General features: G+C 65.1%; 16 protein-coding genes. 9 read left to right on the forward strand and 7 right to left on the reverse strand.

Annotation, left to right across the window (positions count from 1 at the left end; genetic code table 11):
* The first annotated feature begins 3 nt into the window (after nt 1-3).
* From MEFOE_RS01685 to comE, 7 genes are all read left to right on the forward strand, one after another.
* Complete coding sequence (locus tag MEFOE_RS01685; RefSeq protein ID WP_067047407.1) at nt 4-1,101, forward strand: ATP-NAD kinase family protein; 1,098 nt, start codon at nt 4-6, stop codon at nt 1,099-1,101.
* Between the two features lie 189 nt (nt 1,102-1,290).
* Complete coding sequence (locus MEFOE_RS01690) at nt 1,291-2,124, forward strand: ATP-binding cassette domain-containing protein (protein WP_067047410.1); 834 nt, start codon at nt 1,291-1,293, stop codon at nt 2,122-2,124.
* Complete coding sequence (locus tag MEFOE_RS01695; protein WP_067047413.1) at nt 2,121-2,828, forward strand: GTP-binding protein; 708 nt, start codon at nt 2,121-2,123, stop codon at nt 2,826-2,828. The genes MEFOE_RS01690 and MEFOE_RS01695 overlap by 4 nt, the downstream gene beginning before the upstream one ends.
* Complete coding sequence (locus MEFOE_RS01700; RefSeq protein WP_067047415.1) at nt 2,829-3,440, forward strand: (Fe-S)-binding protein; 612 nt, start codon at nt 2,829-2,831, stop codon at nt 3,438-3,440. It abuts the gene before it with no gap.
* Nucleotides 3,437-4,663, forward strand: coding sequence for a methanogenesis marker 16 metalloprotein (locus tag MEFOE_RS01705; protein ID WP_067047418.1), 1,227 nt, complete (start codon nt 3,437-3,439; stop codon nt 4,661-4,663). Before MEFOE_RS01700 ends, MEFOE_RS01705 begins: the two co-directional genes overlap by 4 nt.
* A 2-nt stretch (nt 4,664-4,665) precedes the next feature.
* Complete coding sequence (locus tag MEFOE_RS01710) at nt 4,666-5,943, forward strand: cysteate synthase (protein ID WP_201785164.1); 1,278 nt, start codon at nt 4,666-4,668, stop codon at nt 5,941-5,943.
* Nucleotides 5,936-7,057 carry a sulfopyruvate decarboxylase subunit beta gene (comE, locus tag MEFOE_RS01715; protein ID WP_067047421.1) on the forward strand — a complete coding sequence of 374 codons (1,122 nt, stop codon included), beginning with the start codon at nt 5,936-5,938 and terminating at the stop codon, nt 7,055-7,057. Before MEFOE_RS01710 ends, comE begins: the two co-directional genes overlap by 8 nt.
* Before the next feature lie 535 nt (nt 7,058-7,592).
* On the opposite strand, the gene argB is transcribed toward comE, so the two are convergent.
* The 5 genes from argB to MEFOE_RS01740 form a co-directional block, all read right to left on the reverse strand.
* The gene (gene argB / locus MEFOE_RS01720) at nt 7,593-8,462 is read right to left on the reverse strand and encodes an acetylglutamate kinase (RefSeq protein ID WP_067047424.1); all 870 of its coding nucleotides are present in this window, start codon (nt 8,460-8,462) and stop codon (nt 7,593-7,595) included.
* Entirely contained in the window at nt 8,459-9,610 is a 1,152-nt protein-coding gene (argJ, locus tag MEFOE_RS01725) for a bifunctional glutamate N-acetyltransferase/amino-acid acetyltransferase ArgJ (RefSeq protein WP_067047427.1), read from the reverse strand. The genes argB and argJ overlap by 4 nt, the downstream gene beginning before the upstream one ends.
* A gap of 5 nt (nt 9,611-9,615) precedes the next feature.
* A complete protein-coding gene (locus tag MEFOE_RS01730) occupies nt 9,616-10,101 on the reverse strand; it encodes a CBS domain-containing protein (protein WP_067052826.1) in 486 nt (161 codons plus the stop codon).
* 14 nt (nt 10,102-10,115) lie between these two features.
* The gene (gene argC / locus MEFOE_RS01735; protein WP_067047430.1) at nt 10,116-11,102 is read right to left on the reverse strand and encodes an N-acetyl-gamma-glutamyl-phosphate reductase; all 987 of its coding nucleotides are present in this window, start codon (nt 11,100-11,102) and stop codon (nt 10,116-10,118) included.
* A gap of 92 nt (nt 11,103-11,194) precedes the next feature.
* A complete protein-coding gene (locus MEFOE_RS01740) occupies nt 11,195-12,073 on the reverse strand; it encodes an ADP-ribosylglycohydrolase family protein (RefSeq protein WP_235809532.1) in 879 nt (292 codons plus the stop codon).
* A 204-nt stretch (nt 12,074-12,277) separates the two neighbouring features.
* On the opposite strand from MEFOE_RS01740, the gene MEFOE_RS01745 reads away from it, so the two are divergent.
* Nucleotides 12,278-14,944 carry a cation-translocating P-type ATPase gene (locus MEFOE_RS01745; protein WP_067047437.1) on the forward strand — a complete coding sequence of 889 codons (2,667 nt, stop codon included), beginning with the start codon at nt 12,278-12,280 and terminating at the stop codon, nt 14,942-14,944.
* Nucleotides 14,945-15,077: 133 nt separating this feature from the next.
* Nucleotides 15,078-16,007 (forward strand): cation diffusion facilitator family transporter, encoded by a 930-nt coding sequence (locus tag MEFOE_RS01750; RefSeq protein ID WP_235809533.1) that lies wholly within the window; start codon nt 15,078-15,080, stop codon nt 16,005-16,007.
* A 35-nt stretch (nt 16,008-16,042) separates the two neighbouring features.
* On the opposite strand, the gene MEFOE_RS01755 is transcribed toward MEFOE_RS01750, so the two are convergent.
* Together MEFOE_RS01755 and MEFOE_RS01760 are read right to left on the reverse strand one after the other, a co-directional pair.
* Nucleotides 16,043-16,252: a DUF2769 domain-containing protein gene (locus MEFOE_RS01755; protein WP_067047442.1), complete on the reverse strand. Its 210-nt coding sequence runs from the start codon at nt 16,250-16,252 to the stop codon at nt 16,043-16,045.
* Between the two features lie 80 nt (nt 16,253-16,332).
* Complete coding sequence (locus tag MEFOE_RS01760) at nt 16,333-16,809, reverse strand: chemotaxis protein CheW (protein ID WP_067047445.1); 477 nt, start codon at nt 16,807-16,809, stop codon at nt 16,333-16,335.
* Nucleotides 16,810-16,815 lie beyond the last annotated feature (6 nt).

Genomic DNA, 16,815 nt, shown 5'->3' on the forward strand with positions numbered 1-16,815 from the left:
AACATGACGACGATCGGCCTTGTGATCAACCCACTCGCCGGCCTCGGTGGAACGGTCGGCCTGAAGGGGACGGACGGGACGGCGGACGAGGCACGGTGGCGGGGTGCTGTGCCGCGGGCGCATGAGCGTGCCGTCGAGGCCCTCCTCTCTCTCCGGGGCCTCCCCCTCCGCGTCCTCGCCTCTGCCGGTGCGATGGGCGCCGACGCCCTGGATGCCGCGGGCATCAGGGAGTACGAGGTCGTCCATAGTGCCACAGGCAGGGAGACGACGGCCGACGACACCCGCACCGCGGTCAGAGCCTGTATCGATGCCGGCGCCGACCTCCTCCTCTTCTGCGGCGGTGACGGCACGGCGCGGGACGTCGCGGCGGCCGCGGGGAAGACCCCCATTCTCGGCATCCCCGCGGGCGTGAAGATGTACTCGGGCGTCTTTGCCGTCCGTCCCTCTGCAGTGGGCGAGGTCCTTGCCGGGGACTACGCCCTCCGCGAGGCCGAGGTGATGGACATCGACGAGGAGGCGTACCGGCGGGGCGACCTCCGGGCCCGCCTCTACGCGACGGTCAGGGTGCCCTTCCTCCCCGGCCGGGTGCAGTGCGGAAAGGAGGTCTCCTTCGGGGACGAGGCCGCCGCCCGAGACGGCATCGCCCGCTTCATGGCCGACCTGATCCGGGCCGGTGGGTGCGTGGTCCTCGGGGCCGGGGGGACCACCGCCGCGATCGCCAGAGAGGCCGGGATCGAGTCGACCCTCCTCGGCGTGGACGTGGTCGTGGACGGAACATGTGTCGCCTCAGACGTCGACGAGTCGACCCTCCTCGCGCATGTCGGGCGTGCCGACCGGTGCCGGATCATCGTCAGCCCGATCGGGGCGCAGGGTGCTGTCCTCGGGAGGGGCACCGGGCCGATCACCCCCGCGGTGCTCAGGGCCGCGGGGCCCGAGAACCTCGTCGTCGTCGCCACGCCCGGCAAACTCGCCGCAACGCCGACCCTCTTCGTCGACACCGGCGACCCGGCCCTCGACGCCGCCTTCGGAGAGAGAATATCCGTCATCTGCGGCTACCATATCGCGAGGCTGATGCCCCTCATCAGGCCGGCGGAGGAGTGACCGTACCCTCGACACCTGTCCACCGATCCCGGTCGTCTCTCTCCTTGTGTCCCTCCTCTTTCAGGCCCGTGCTCTATGTCCGCACACTTTTGCTCGCGTCCTGTCTTTTTTTTGTGTTTTTTTGCACTTCTGTCAAGAAAATTTGTACCCTATGGATAGCATTATCTGATCTCCTGCATGACGCCCTGCATGGACCCTCAGGTCACCGAGATCACCGTCCTCCCGGGACGGGACAAGAACGGCGAGACCGAGCACTTCGACCGGATCGTCATCAGGCCGGGCGAGACACTCGCCATCGTCGGCCCGACCGGGTCAGGAAAGAGCGCCTTCATCAACGACATCGAGGTCTTTGCGAGGAACGACACGGTCACCGGACGGACCGTCCTGGTCAACGGGGAGGCGCCGCCCGACGACTATGTGCGTGACCCGGCGAAAAAACCGGTCGCCCTCATCACCCAGAACACCCGCTGCCTCGCCGACCTCGGGGTTGCGGAGTTCCTCGGGATGCACCTCTCGGCCCGCGGCATCGGGGACGAAAAGGTCGTGGAAGAGACGATCGCCCTTGCAAACGAGTTCACCGGCGAGAAAATCGCGCACGGGACAGGGATGACCTCTCTCTCCGGCGGGCAGACCAGGTCCCTCATGGTGGCTGACGCGATCCTCATCGGGAGCACGCCCGTGATCATCCTGGACGAGGTCGAGAACGCCGGGATCTTCAAGGACAGGGTGATCGAGGTCCTCCGCACCTACCGGAAAGCCGTGGTCTTCGTCACCCACGACCCCCTCGTCGCCCTGATGTGCGACCGGCGGATCGTGATGCGGAACGGGACGGTCGTCAGGGTCATAGAGCGGACAGGCCGCGAGGACGAGGCCCTCTCCGCGGTGAAGGCGATGGACGACATCCTCTGCCGCCTCAGGGAACGGATCCGCGCCGGCGAGGCGATCGTCGGCGGCCTGCCTGCCGCTTTCACCTCCGAAGAGGTGCACGCGGCTCTCACCTCGGACTCGGTGCATGCCCTATGAAACTCCTTGTCATTGCAGGACCACCGTCTGCGGGCAAGACCGCGGTCGTCCGCCAGGTCCTCAGGAGCCTCGGGCCTGAGGAGAAGGCGGCCTACCTCAAGATCGACGTCGTCAGGGCCTTCGAGGACGAGGAACTCGCGGCCGAGTTCGGCATCCCGGCACGGAAGGTCTACTCGGGCGACCTCTGTCCCGACCATGCCGGGATCATGGTGATGGCCGACGCCCTCCGCTGGGCCGAGGCCGAGAAAGCTTCTCTCCTCATCGTGGAGTCCGCAGGTCTCTGCCTCCGCTGCTCACCGTACGTCACCCAGGCCCTCGGTGTCGTCGTCCTCAGTGCCGTCTCCGGTATCCACGCCCCCCTGAAGATGGGTCCGATGATCGGCCTCGCCGACGTGGCGGTCGTCACCAGGATTGACCTGGTCTCCCAGGCCGAGAAGGAGGTCTTCAGGGAGGGGATCAGGGAGGTGGCCCCCGAGATCGAGATCGTCGAGACGAACGCGGTGCAGGGGACGGGCATGCGCTACCTGCTCAGGAGGATCAAAGAGGCCGACGAGGTGACGGACGCCGGCACCATCGAACTCCGCGGCGTCCCGCCCCTCGGTGTCTGCACTGTCTGCGTCGGCAAGAAAGAGATCGGGTGGCAGCACCATTTCGGCGTCGTCCGGAGACTCGGGGACGCCGGCACGCTCTTCCGGGGTGAGTAGATGGTCTGGCAGCCTCCCGGAAAGAACTGCGGCCTCTGCGGGGCGCGAACCTGCGATGCGTTCATGGAGATGGTTGCCGCAGGGGAGCGTTCCGTCTCCGACTGCCCCTTCTCCGAGGGCGAGGCCTGCGTCGCCGCGCCTGACACCGTCTACACGGGGCGGGACATCGTCGGCAATGCCTACGACTTCGTCCTCGACCCCCTGCCCGGCGAACCCACGGCCCGGAAGATCGTCCTCCCCTTCAGGCCCGACCTCGTGGAGAGGTGGGGGATCGCGGAGGGCGAGATCGTCGTCGGCCGCCCGATGGGCGCGGGGTGCCCGGTCCAGCACGTGATCCGGGTGGTCGAGGCCGACCCCATCACCGGCCTCATCACCGGCCATGTCGTCGGCCCTGAGTTCTCCCGCGGTCGGGAGTACCATGACGTGCGGGCCTACCACATGATCGGCTTCGAGGGCCTCGCCCGCCCTGTCGCCCACCCTCCGGTCTTCGGGAAACGCCAGCGTTTCCTCCCGGGCTTCTGCATGATGGCCCTCGCCCACACCGGGGTTATCAATATGATTGTGGAGCGCCCAGAGGGGCTGCACGTACGGGTGGAGGACGTCATCATATGAAGACCATCGCGGGAATCGAGGAACGGATCCGGGACGGCAGCGCTGTTGTCCTGACCGCAGTTGAACTGAAGAAACGGATCCGGGAAGGGGAGAGGCTGACGCCTGAAGACGTCGACGTCGTCACCTGTGGGACCTGCGGTGTGATGTCAGGGACGACGGCGGTCCTCTCCATGCCGGTGGCCCAACCGGGCACTTTCTTCCGGGCCGACACCGTCAGCCTGAACGGTGTCCCGGCCTTCCCGGGCCCCTGCCCGAACGAGCGCCTCGGCCTGGTGGACATGGTCGTCTACGGCACCTCTCACAGCGGGCAGAGGTACGGCGGCGGCCACCTCATCGCCGACCTGGCGGCAGGAAAGGACGTCGATGTCCTGGTCACGGCGGGGGGACGGGAGATCTCGCGCACGGTCACGATCGAGGACTGCACCGTCGCCCGCCTGGTCACGACCAGGAGCGCCTTCAGGAACTATACCGCCTACGTGAACCGCGAGCCCTCTGAGGTCAGGACGATCTTCTCGGCCGCGGGTATGCGGGGGCCGTGTGCCGAGGCCTCGGTCAGCGGCTGCGGCGAGATCAACCCGATCGAGAACGACCCTTCCCTCAGGTTCATCAGGGCGGGTGGGCGGGTGCTCGTGAACGGGGCGCCCGGTTTCGTGATGGGTGAGGGGACGCGGAGCACGCCGGAAAAGCCGAACATCATGGTCTTCGCCGACATCAGGGAGATGAACCCCCGCTACTGCGGCGGCTTCGTCACATCGGCAGGGCCTGAGTGCATCACGAGCATCGCCGCGGCGATCCCCGTCCTGGACGAGGCCGGGCTCTTTGCCCTCTCCGTTCTCGACGAGGCGATCGCACTGCCCGTGGCCGACATCAGCGACCGCCGCCCCTTTGCGGCGGCGACCTACGGGGACGTCTGGCAGGGCACCGACCGGCGTGTCACCTACGACCCGGCTTCCTGCCTCTTCTGCGAGCCCTGCGTTGCCGGGGGTATCTGCCCGACCGGCGCCTTTGCGACCGGGAAGGGGATCGACACGGCCCTCTGCGTCTCCTGCGGGGCGTGTGCGGCATCGTGTCGCGGCGGCGCTGTCTCCGCCACCCTCGGGACCATTACCGTCTGCGACAGGCGGGTGTCGATCACCCTCCGCCAGTCCGACAGGAACCGTGCCGAGGCACTCTGCGAGGACCTGCGCCAGAGGATCCTTGACCTGGGGTTCCCGGTGAGGTGACAATGATGCGACCGTACACCCTCCTCTGCCCCGACTGCGGGGAAACTGTCGAGGACCACTACACCCTCTCCTGCCCCTCCGGGTGTAGGGCCCTCGTCCGCACCGTCTACCGAAAAAAGACCCTTGATATCAGGGACGAACCCGGTGTCTTCAGGTTCTCCGACTGGCTCCCTGTCGAGGGGACGATCAAGTCCGCAGCAGGGCCGGTCACCTTCCGCTCCACCGCTCTTGCCCGAGATATTGGCCTCAGGAATCTCTGGATAGGCTTTTCCGGCTACTGGCCCGAGAAGGGGGGGAGGGTTCTCACCTGTTCCTTCAAGGAACTCGAAGCCCTCCCGACGATGGTGCGGGTGCGGGAGACGGCCCGCGGCCGAACCCTCGTCGTCGCCTCCGCCGGGAACACAGGCCGCGCCTTCTGCCAGACCGCGGCCCTGACCGGGATGCCGGTCGTCGTCGTCGTGCCGGAGAATGCCGTCGCCCGCCTCTGGACGACGGTGGAGACCGACAGAGTCTGCCTGGTCACGGTGGACGGCGACTATGCCGACGCCATCGCGGTGGCGAACGGCCTCTGCTCTGTCCAGGGTTTGATCCCGGAGGGCGGGGCGAAGAATGTCGCCCGGAGGGACGGCATGGGCACGGTGATGCTCGACGCCGCTGTCACCCTGGGCCGGATCCCCGACCACTATGTCCAGGCCGTCGGGAGCGGGACCGGGGGCATCGCTGCCTGGGAGGCTTCGATGAGGCTTCTCGGCGACGGCAGGTTCGGGGACCGTCTGCCGCGCCTGCACCTCGCGCAGAACGCCCCCTTTGTCCCGATGGTCAGGGCATGGCAGGCAGGCAGGCGCGAGATCATCCCTGAAGAGGATATGCCCGATGCACGGGCGTCGATCGCGGCGGTTTATTCTGATGTCCTGACGAATAGAAGTCCGCCTTATGGTGTCGGCGGCGGCGTCTTTGACGCCCTCACGGCGACAGGAGGATCGATGTATTCGGTGGAGAACAGAGAGGCTGAGGATGCGGGACGGCACTTCGCCGAGGCCGAGGGGATCGACCTCGACCCGGCGGCCGCGGTGGCGGTGGCCGCCCTCAGGCAGGCGGTGGAGTCGGGGAAGATCGGGCGCAACGATGCCGTCCTCCTCAACATCACCGGCGGCGGCTACCGGCGCGTGGCCGAGGAGCATGAGCGCTACAGGATCGAGCCCGCGTTCAGGGTCGCTCCAGACGTGGACGCGGCCGTCCTCGGGGCGAGGGTGCTCGGGCAGGTGAGAAACCGTGCATGAAGACCTCGTCGCCGACCTCCTCGCCGAAAAGGGGATCGACCTTGTCGCCTCCCTCCCCTGCGACCGCGCCGGCGACCTCTGCTTCCTCCTCTCGGAGCGCTTCCCGACCGTCGGGCTGATGCGGGAGGAGGACGGCGTCGGCGTCTCTGCCGGGGCGGTGCTCGCCGGGAAGAGGCCTGTGGTCGTCATCCAGAGTTCGGGTCTCGGGAACATGCTCAACGCGGTCCTCTCTCTCACCGTCACCTTCGCCCTGCCCCTCCCGATACTGGCGAGCTGGCGGGGGGTGTACAAGGAGAAGATCCCGGCCCAGATCCCCTTCAACACCCGCCTCCCCGCGATCCTCGAAGCGGCGGGCATCCCGTATACCGTCGTCCAGGACGCCGGCGAGATCCGGAAGATCGGCGAGGTGATCGACGACGCTTTCCTCCATTCCCGCCCCCATGTCGCCCTCATCTCGCCGAAGGTCTGGGAGGGGGGGAAGTGCGAGGTCTGCCGCGACCTGCCGCCGCGGCCCTGCCGTCCCTGCATCGTCGGAGAGCGCCCGGTCCCCTCGCCGGTGACCGAGAGGTTCGGGGCGATCAGGGCGATCGTCCCCCACCTCGGAGACGCCGCCGTCGTCTGCAACATCGGGGTGCCGAGCAAGGAGCTCTACGCCGCGGGCGACCGCCCGCTCACCTTCTACATGCTCGGCTCCTACACCCAGGCCTCGGCTATCGGCCTCGGCCTCGCTCTCTCGACAGACAGGCGGGTCGTCGTCATCGACGGCGACGGCAGCCTCCTCGGGAGCGCCATCCTCCCGGTCATCGCGGCGAGCGCCCCGAAAAACCTCACCGTCGTCTGCCTGGACAACGGCACCTTCGGCTCGACGGGCAACCAGCCCACCTGTGCCTGCACCGGTGCCGACCTCGAAGTCGCGGCGATCGCCGCAGGCTTTCGCCGGACCTGCACCGTCGCCGACGAGGGGGCAATCGTGGCGGCCCTGGACGACCCCTCCCCCGGCCCCGCCTTTGTCAGGGTGCTGATCAGGCCGGGCAACGCGGACGTGCCCAATATCCCTCTCTCCCCCGCGGAGATCAGGGGCCGCTTCATGGCCGCGGTGAAGGGGCGGGAGTGAGGATCAGGTCTGTCTCTGTTTTGGCTCAGGGGGGATTTTCCTGTTCTGAAGTGGCGGTGCCGGGGACGAAGCCCCGGTACCTCTGTGGGAGAGGCAGGAGATCGGCGACCTGTCCGGGGGGTTTCGGTGAAGACCGATAGTCTTCTTGACTCCCCACGGTCGCCACTCGAGAATCAGAAATTTTCTCAAGGTCGCTAAAGTTCGCACCCTGCCATTAGAATATGGATGGGATGGCAATCTCCCTTCTCAGGATCTCTATTCTTTCTTCCCCGGTTCTATCCTAAGATCGGGGGTCCGGGGGCAACGAGAAAGCCATCAGGCTTTCGAGTAGTCCCCCGGTGAGCAGTATGGGGAAGGCGGTGGATCGGTTACACTCCTCCGGGGGGCTGTTGCCCCCCGGTCCCCCCGCGTTAGGATAGGCAGGGATACGGCAATCTCCCTCCTCATGATTCTCTGATCAATCTTCCCCGGTTCTCTTCTCATTTCGAGGCAGGGAGCGCTTCGGCCCCCCTCAAAAAAAGGAGTATCTCCCCTCTCACTCGGTGATCATCGTGCCGACGCCGGCATCGGTGAAGAGTTCGAGGAGGATGGTGTGGGGCTTGTTGCCGTTCACCACATGCGCGAAGGGCACGCCCCCTTTCACCGCCCTGACGCAGGAGTCGATCTTCGGGATCATGCCGCCCGCGATCGTGCCGTCTGTCATCAGGTCTTCGGTCTCGATCGCCCTGAGATGGCGGTAGACCTGCGTCCTCTCCCTGTCCATCACGCCGTCGACGTCAGTGAGGTTGATGAGCTTGAACGCGTTGAGGGCGATGGCGATCTCGCCGGCCGCCGTGTCCGCGTTGATGTTCAGGCTCCGGCCCGCCCTGTCGATCGCGATCGGGGCGATGACCGTGATATAGCCGTTCGCGAGCAGGGTGGTGATCAGTTCGGGGTTGATCTTCTCGATCTCGCCCACGTATCCGAGGTCGACCTCCTGCTCCTCCTCGCCCACCTTCACCTTCTGGTTGGCGATCTTCTTCGCGATGATGACATTGCCGTCGTTCCCCGAGATGCCGACCCCCTGTGCGCCGCACCGCGCCAGGACCGAGACGATGCCATCGTTGATCTTGCCGACCAGCACCATCTGCGCGATCTCCAGGGTCTCGGCGTCGGTGATCCGCAGGCCGCCGACAAACTGCGGCTCCTTGCCGAGGGCCTTCATCTTCTCGGTGATCTCGGGGCCGCCGCCATGGACGACGACGACCCGCATGCCCACATAGTGGAGGAGGACGATGTCCCTGATCGCGTTTTCGAGCATCTCCTGATCGACCATCGCATGGCCGCCGAGTTTGATCACGATCGTCTTGCCGTGGAAGTGCTGGATATAGGGCAGCGCCTCCATCAAGACTTCTTCGCGCCTCATGTCGTATACTTCCCGTTGATCTCGACGTATTTCTCGGTGAGGTCGCAGCCCCATGCGGCGGCCGCACCCGCGCCCGCGGCAAGGTCCAGGGAGAAGACGACGGTCTTCCCGTGCATCGCCGCCTTTGCCCTGACCAGATCGGAGACGATCACCCCGCCCTTCACGAGGGGTGTCTCCTCCGCGCCCTCACCTATGGTGAGGGAGATGGCGTCGGGGTCGAAGACGACACCGGCCCTGCCGGCCGCGGCGACGACGCGGCCCCAGTTCGGGTCCTCGCCGTAGACCGCGGTCTTGACGAGGGGAGAGGCGACGACGGTCCGCGCCACCTGTTCGGCCGCCGCCTCGTCAGGGGCGCCGGTGACCCGCACTTCGAGCATCTTCGTCGCCCCTTCGCCGTCCGCGGCGATCTGCTTCGCGAGGGAGACACAGCAGGCCTCCAGAGCCGCATCGAATGTCTTCCTGTCCACGGGGCCGGCACGGCCGGTTGCGGTCACGAAGGCGCAGTCGTTTGTGCTCTCGTCCCCGTCCACGACGACGCGGTTGAAACTCCGGCGCACCGCGGAGCGGAGGGACTCCTGCAACTCTGCCGCTCCGATCTTCGCGTCGGTGTAGATGAAGGCGAGCATCGTCCCCATGTTCGGGGCGATCATCCCGCTTCCCTTGCAGATGCCCGCGACGGTAAAGCCGTCGCCTTCGACGAGAGCGTGCTTCTCGACCAGGTCCGTCGTCATGATCGCCCGCGCCGCCGCCACTTCGGCCTCTGCCGACGAGACGAGATGCGGGGCGACCTCCCGGCACTGTCTGTCTATCCGTTCGAGGTCGAGATAACGCCCGATCACGCCGGTGCTGGCCACGCCGACCCTGTCCTCCGGGAGGCCGAGGGCCGCTGCCGCGGTCCCGGCCATCTTCACGGCGTCCTCATACCCCCTCTTCCCGGTGTAGGCATTCGCACATCCTGAATTGACGACGATCGCGTCGAGTTTCCCGGCCGCGACCCTCTCCCGCATTAACTGGACCGGGGCCGCACACACCCGGTTGGAGGTGAACGTCGCCGCCGCGGTGCCGCTCGCCCGGATCACCGCAAGCCCGTACTTCCCCTCCTTGATCCCCCAGGCTTCCACGCCCTGGACCGCACAGATACTCTTCATGCTTCTTATTCCTCCTTCATCTCGTATGAGGCGCCAAGCCCCTGCACGATGTCGCGGCGTGCGACAATCCCGACCAGCCTCTTCTTCTCCACGACAGGCAGGCGGGAGATGCCCTCCTTCAGCATCACGGCCGCCGCCTTCTCGATGTCGTCCTCAGGGGCGATGGCGATCGCGGGCATTGACATCACCTGGCGGACCTGCGTCTTCCCGACGTCCGAGAGGGCCGCCTTCGTCTTTTCCATGTTTATCATTTCCCTGATCGGCACTTCGATGAACTCGAAGGGCGACGGGAGCCAGAGGTCTTCGGAGACCCCGCCGGTCTTCAGGAGGGAGAGGATGTCGGCCTCCGTGACCATCCCGACCAGTTCGTTCCCGTCCAGCACAGGCAGGCCGCTGATGTCGTGCCTCCGCAGGAGGGAGGAGGCGTGCCTGACCGTGTCTCCGACCTGGATCGTCACCGGGTCGGGCGTCATGATCTCGCGTACTTTCATGTTTCTTTCCTCCGTCAGGGCAGGCACGCCGGAGCCTTCAGGCCGTCGTCCTCGACATAGCCGCACATGATGTTCATGTTCTGGATCGCCTGGCCGGCCGCACCCTTGACCAGGTTGTCGATCGCGGAGACGACGACGACGCGTTCGCCCTCGCTCTCCATCCCGATGTCGCAGAAGTTGCTGCCGCGCACGGCCGGCAGGGTCGGCTTCTGGAGGCGGACGAAGTGCTCGCCCGCGTAGAACTTTCTGTACAGGGCCTCCACCTCGTCCTGGGCCATCGGCTCGTCCAGGATGATATGCGCTGTCGTCAGGATCCCGCGGTTCACCGGCACCAGGTGCGGGGTGAAGAAGCAGTGGGCAGGCGACCCGAGTCTGGACAGTTCCTGCTTCATCTCGGCGAGGTGGCGGTGGCTCGTCCACTTGTACGCGTTCACGCCGTCGGCCACATTCGGGTAGTGGGTCGTCGCCGAGGGGTTGTCGCCGGCGCCCGAGACGCCGGTCTTCGAGTCGTAGATGACGTATTTTGCGTATTTCGCCAGGGGCGCCGCCGCAAGGGTCGCACCCGTCGGGAAGCACCCCGGGTTCGAGACGAACTGTGCCCCTTTCACCTCGTCCCTGTGGAGTTCCGGGATACCGTACGGCGCCTTGAAATAGGCGGTGTGAGTGACCCCGTAGACCTTCTCGTAGACGTCCTTCGGCAGCCTGTAGTCCGCCGAGAGGTCGACTGTCCTGATCCCACGCTCAAGGAGTGTTCCCGCGAAGTTCATCGCCGCGGTGTGCGGCACGGCAAGAAAGACAAAATCGGCATCAATATCCCCGGCCTTCGGGTTGGTGAAGGTGAGGTCGGTGTAGCCCCGCAGGTGCGGGTGCTGGTCCGCGACCGGTCGCCCTTCCAGCGCCCTCGAGGTGGCGACTGTCACCCGGGCAGAAGAATGGCTCTGGAGAAGGCGGATAAGTTCTCCGCCGGCGTAGCCTGACGCCCCAACGATAGCGACATCCATACAGGAGATTATACCGGAGAAAAAACTTAATGGTTTGGAATTGTCGGGCCGCGCCCCTCCGGGGATGGGGAGGAAACGCCGTTACGGACGGATCATGTGTGTGCCGTGGCGTCGAAGAGCGCCTTCGCAAGATCGTCGATCAGATCTCTGTTCTCCAGACCGGCGAGGAGGTCGGCGGGCAGTGCGGCGGCCCCGTACCTCGCCCCCGCGTACGCCCCGCAGATGAAGGCGATGGTGTCGGTGTTCCCGCCGACATTGGCGGCGACATAGAGGAGGTTTTCCGGGGCGTCGTATCGGCCCATCAGGAAGAAGGCGATCGGGACGGTCTGGTAGATCGAGACGTCGCTGCCGATGACGGGCAGTGCCGCTTCAAGGCTGATCCCCTCCTCCTGGAGGGAGACCGCTCGCTTGATACGGATGCCGAGTTCCGTGTCCTCGGCCGCCGCCGTCTTCAGGGCGAGGGAGACGGGGTCGGGGGCGCCGTACACGGTGGCGGAGAGGAGGCAGGCGATGGTGACCGCCCCGGCAAGGGCGGCAGGATGGGTGTGGGTGACGGCACAGGCCTTCGCAAGGCGGCCGGAACGCTCGACCGGGTCATCGTACCGCAGGGCGAAGGGGACGGCAAGGGGGATGCAGCCCGCGGTGTCGGAGTTGACGCCTGTCTGACCCGGTCCCTGTGTGACAAGACGCTCACAGGCGGCCATCACCGACCCGTCGGGGAAGCGAAGGTCGCTCTCCGAACAGAGGCGGGCGAGGTCGCGGGCGTACCTCTCCTCGGAGTACTCTCCCGCGGCAAGGAGGGAGGCGACGAGGAGCATGATCTGGGTGTCGTCGGTGTACTGGCCGGGTTCGAGGCGAGCATTCGGGTGCCACCGCCATGCCTTCCTGTACCCCCTGTACAGGTGCGAGAGGTTCATCGGCGAACTCTCGCCAGGCATGCCGAGGGCGTCCCCCACGGCCGCCCCCAGCATGCATCCCCTGAATCGATCGAGCATCGATCCGTATTGGTGGAGAGGATACCATAAGCCCTTCGTCTTTGTTCGGACGACGGGCTTTTTTCTGAAACATTTTTCATTTTTTATGAAAATTTCTGCACATATTTTCGTGCGGCCATGTTCGTGCCCCCACAAGAGGAATATACCGCCCGGTCGATATCGGGTGCGAGCTGATCACGCGTGGTTGATATCCCGGAGAGTGAAACCCTCTGGCACGCCCTGTCTGAGTCTGAGTCACTCCTGAAAGCGGGTTCGTCACCGGAGGGTCTCTCCCGCGGAGAGGCGGCCAGACGTCTCGCCCTGTACGGGAGAAACGCCCTCCCCGAGAGGGCACCTCCCTCCTTTCTCACTGTCTTCCTCCGCCAGTTCAAAAGCCCTCTCATCTTCATTCTCATCATCGCCGGAACCGTTTCATTCCTGCTTGGCGACCATACGGACGCCCTCTTCATCTTTGCGGTCATCCTGATCAACGCCGCCCTCGGCGTCGTCCAGGAGTGGAAGGCCGAACAGAGTGCGGCGGCCCTCCGGGTCCTCCTCAGGATCACGGGTCGGGTGCGGAGGGAGGGGAGAGAGAGCGGTGTCCCCGCGGAGGAGATCGTGCCCGGCGATATTGTCCTCCTCGAACCGGGCAGCCGTGTCCCTGCCGACCTCAGGATTCTCAGAGAGAACGTCCTCTCTGTCGACGAGTCCCTCCTCACCGGTGAGTCGGTGCCTGCCGGCAAGGTCGCGGATCCCCTGCTCCCTGACGCCCCCCTGATGGGGCGGGCGAACATGGCCTATGCCGGGTCCACCGTCGTATCCGGGCGGGGGAGCGGGGTCGTCGTCGCCACAGGCACAGGGACCGAGGTCGGGAAGATCGCGACGACTCTCTCCGCGATGGAGACGATGAAACCTCCCCTCCTCATCAGGATGGAGCAGTTCTCTCGCTGGGTGGGGATACTCGTCGTCGGGGCGAGTGCGGTTCTCGGCGTGGCCGCTCTTCTCCGGGGCATCGAGCCCGTCGAGGTCTTCTTCCTGGCCGTTGCCCTTGCGGTCTCCGCGATCCCCGAGGGCCTGCCTGTGGCGATCACCGTCGCTCTTTCTCTTGGCGTCAGCAGGATTGCGACGCGCAACGTCGTCGTCAGGAACCTGGCGGCGGTCGAGGGCCTGGGGAGTTGCACCTGCATCGCCAGCGACAAGACCGGGACGCTCACGGTCAACGAGCAGACCCTGACGCAGATCGTCCTCCCTGACAGACGGCGCTATACGGTGCTCGGCGAGGGCTATCGCGGCGAAGGCCGGATCGTTGCGGCGGACGGTTCATCTCCTGCAGAGGCGGATTATCTCAGGCTGCAGGGGATGATCCGGGCGTCCGTCCTCTGCAACGAGGCGGTGCTCGTGCGGCGGGACGGGGATTGGGAGCACTATGGCGACGCCATCGACGTGGCATTCCTTGCTGCCGCCTACAAACTGGGCCTTTTCCCGGAGACAGTGCGGGAGGAGGAAGCCATCCTCGCCGACATCCCTTTCGAGCCCGAGCGGAGATATGCGGCCGCGTTCTACCGGGAGGACGGGAGGATCCTCGTCGCCATGAAAGGCGCTCCTGAGGTGGTGATCCCCCGCTGCCCGACCGCCCCGCCTGGTGCCGGGGAGGAGGCCGCCCTCCTTGCGGCCCGAGGTTTCAGGGTCATTGCCGTGGCTTCCGGTGAGGTTGCGGGCGGCGTTGACCTCCCCTTCGACGAGGGGGACATCCCGCCTCTTTTTTTCCTTGGCCTCGCCTGCTTCATCGATCCCCTCAGGCACGATGCGGCGACAGCGGTGGAGACCTGCAGGCAGGCCGGGATCAGGGTGGTGATGGTCACCGGCGACCACCCGGCGACGGCGCTGGCGATCGCGCGTGACCTTGGCATTGCCTCGTCTGAAGGCGACATCGTCACCGGGGAGGACCTGGCAGGGGCCGGGTCGCCGGACAGTCCTGCATTCCGTGACCTGGTCGCGAAGGCGCAGGTCTTCTCCCGCGTCGCCCCCCTCCAGAAGTCCGCGATCGTGGAGGGGCTTCAGGGGGAAGGGCACTATGTCGCCGTGACCGGTGACGGGGTGAACGACGCCCCGGCCCTCAGGCGGGCGAACATCGGTGTTGCCATGGGTTCAGGGACAGACCTCGCGAAGGACACTGCCTCGATCATCATCACCGACGACGCCTTCTCCTCGATCGTCTCCGGGATCGAGGGTGGCCGGGCGACCTATGACAACATCAGGAAGGTCACCTATCTCCTCATATCCACCGGGGCCGCTGAAGTCCTCCTTTTCACCCTCGCCCTCCTTGCGGGGCTGCCCCTCCCCCTCCTTGCCGTACAACTCCTCTGGCTGAACCTGGTGACCAATGGCATCCAGGACGTCGCCCTCGCCTTTGAGGGTGGCGAACCCGACGTGATGGGGCGGAGGCCGCGGTCCCCCAGGGAAGGGATCTTCAACCGCCTGATGGTCGAAGAAACCCTTGTCTCGGGCTCGTACATCGGCGTCACCGCCTTCCTCCTCTGGGTGTGGCTGATCGGGGGTGGTTGGGGTGAGGAAGCGGCGCGAAACGTCCTCCTCCTCTTCATGGTCCTGATGGAGAACGTCCATGCCTTCAACTGCCGTTCTGAGTGCGGGTCTATTTTTCGGATCCCTGTCGGCCGGAATCCGTTTCTTATCGTCGGCGTGATGGCGGCGCAGGGCATCCATATCATTGCGATGCAGGTTCCGGTGATGCAGGGCGTCCTTGGTGTCGCCCCCGTCTCTCTCCCCCTCTGGCTCTCCCTGCTTACAATCGCCCTCTCTCTGGTCTTTGTTATGGAAGTCTACAAGTATCTCTGCCGGAAACGGTGACCTGCCCTCCGCGCTAACGGATCACAAACCCTATCCCGATTGAGCGCAAATCGTAAAAGTTATCGACGGGCGGCATATCCGCCCTCATGCTGTTGGTGATATCATTCGGAGAGAACCTGAATCTGCGGATGTCGTGAAGCAGAAGACCGCACGTCTCTCGGTCGTTTCGAACACACTCCTTGTGGTGACGAAACTCGCCGTAGGGTGTGCGATCGGATCGGTCGGTATTATCTCCGAGGCGATCCATTCCGGGATCGACCTTGTGGCCGCGGGTATTGCCTTCCTGTCCATAAGAAAGGCGTCAGAGCCCGCTGACGCCTGCCATCGTTTCGGCCACGGGAAGTTCGAGGACTTTTCCGGCCTCATCGAGGCAATCCTCATCTTCGTGGCGGCCGCTCTCATCATCAGGGAAGCGCTCGGAACCCTCCTTACGGGAAGCCACGGCCTTGCCATGGATGCCCTCGGATTCGGCATGGCCGTGATGCTCCTCTCGGCCGGCGTGAACTGGTATGTCTCGGCCCGCCTGATGCGGGCGGCGAAGGAGACCGAGTCGATCGCCCTTGAAAGCGACGCATGGCACCTGCGGACCGACGTGTACACCTCCCTTGCGATGCTTGCCGGGCTTGTCGCCATCAGGCTTACCGGCCTTGTCGTCCTCGACGCCGTCTTCGCCCTCGGCGTCGCGGTGATCATCATGAAGGCGGCCTTTGACCTGACGCGGCGGGCCTTCTCCGACCTCACCGACCATGCCCTCCCGCCCGAGGAGGAGGAGCGGATCCGGCAGATCATCTGTGACCATTCTTCGGATGTGGTGGACTTCCACGCTCTCAGGACAAGGCGGGCCGGTTCGGAGCGCTTCATCGACCTCCACCTCGTCGTCTCTCGGGCTGATAGTCTTCAGACAGCCTATGACCTGGTGAAACATATCGAGTCCGACATCGGGCTTGAGTTTCCCCGGGCTAATGTCTCGATCCGGGTCGAACCCTGCCCGGCAGAGTGTGCGCACTGCCCCTCGATCTGTCACTCCGGCAAAGAGGAACCGGACCGGCGGCACGGCGCATGAAAATAGTTTGAATGGTCTGGATCAGAGATGGCCCTTCAGACCATCTTCGTCCCCCAGACCGTGTGTTCGTACCGTTGCGCCTTTTCCGCCCCCCGAGTACAGAAGAAGGTGTACTTCAGCCCCATATCCCGTGCAACCGGGCATGTCGGGCAGATGCACATCGATTTCAACTTCTCAACTGCCGCCTGAACGTCTTCAGGCGCCATATTTTTCATTGCCTGGACTTTCTCCTCAAAGGTGTCCATCGTGTCTTCCCCGCCAAGAGGGGATACACACGCTATAAAAAGATGTCTCTGGAAAAAAGGAGGAAGTTGCCCGCGCGCCTTCAGGCCCCGTGCAGACCGGTGAGGTCTTCAAGGACCTTTGCCACGTCGATCCAGATCACAAGGCCGGTCGCATCGGTCTCGTCGCTCTTATTCTCCCGTGTCTTGATGATCCCTTTCACATAGGCCTCGCGGCAGAGGCCTGCGTCCATCTTCTCCACGTCGGCCTCAGTGACCTGCATCACGGCGCTGACGTCGTCGACGATGATCCCGAGGTTTGAACCGCCGGTCGCTTCCGAGACGAGGACGATGATCTTCCTGTTCTCTGTCTCGGATCTGGTCTGGACGTTGAGGAGGGTGGCGAGGTCGATGATGTTCGTGATCTCGCCCCTCAGATTGATGACGCCGGCGATGTGGGAGGGCGCCCTGGGCACGGGAGTGATCGGGATCATCTCCACGATCTCCCGTGCCAGGTGGATATCGAGGGCATAATACTCGCCGCCGAGTTCGAATTTCACCACGTCTACTGTTTCTGCCATGTTCTG

Source organism: Methanofollis ethanolicus (assembly GCF_001571385.1).
GTDB classification, from domain to species: Archaea; Halobacteriota; Methanomicrobia; order Methanomicrobiales; family Methanofollaceae; genus Methanofollis; species Methanofollis ethanolicus.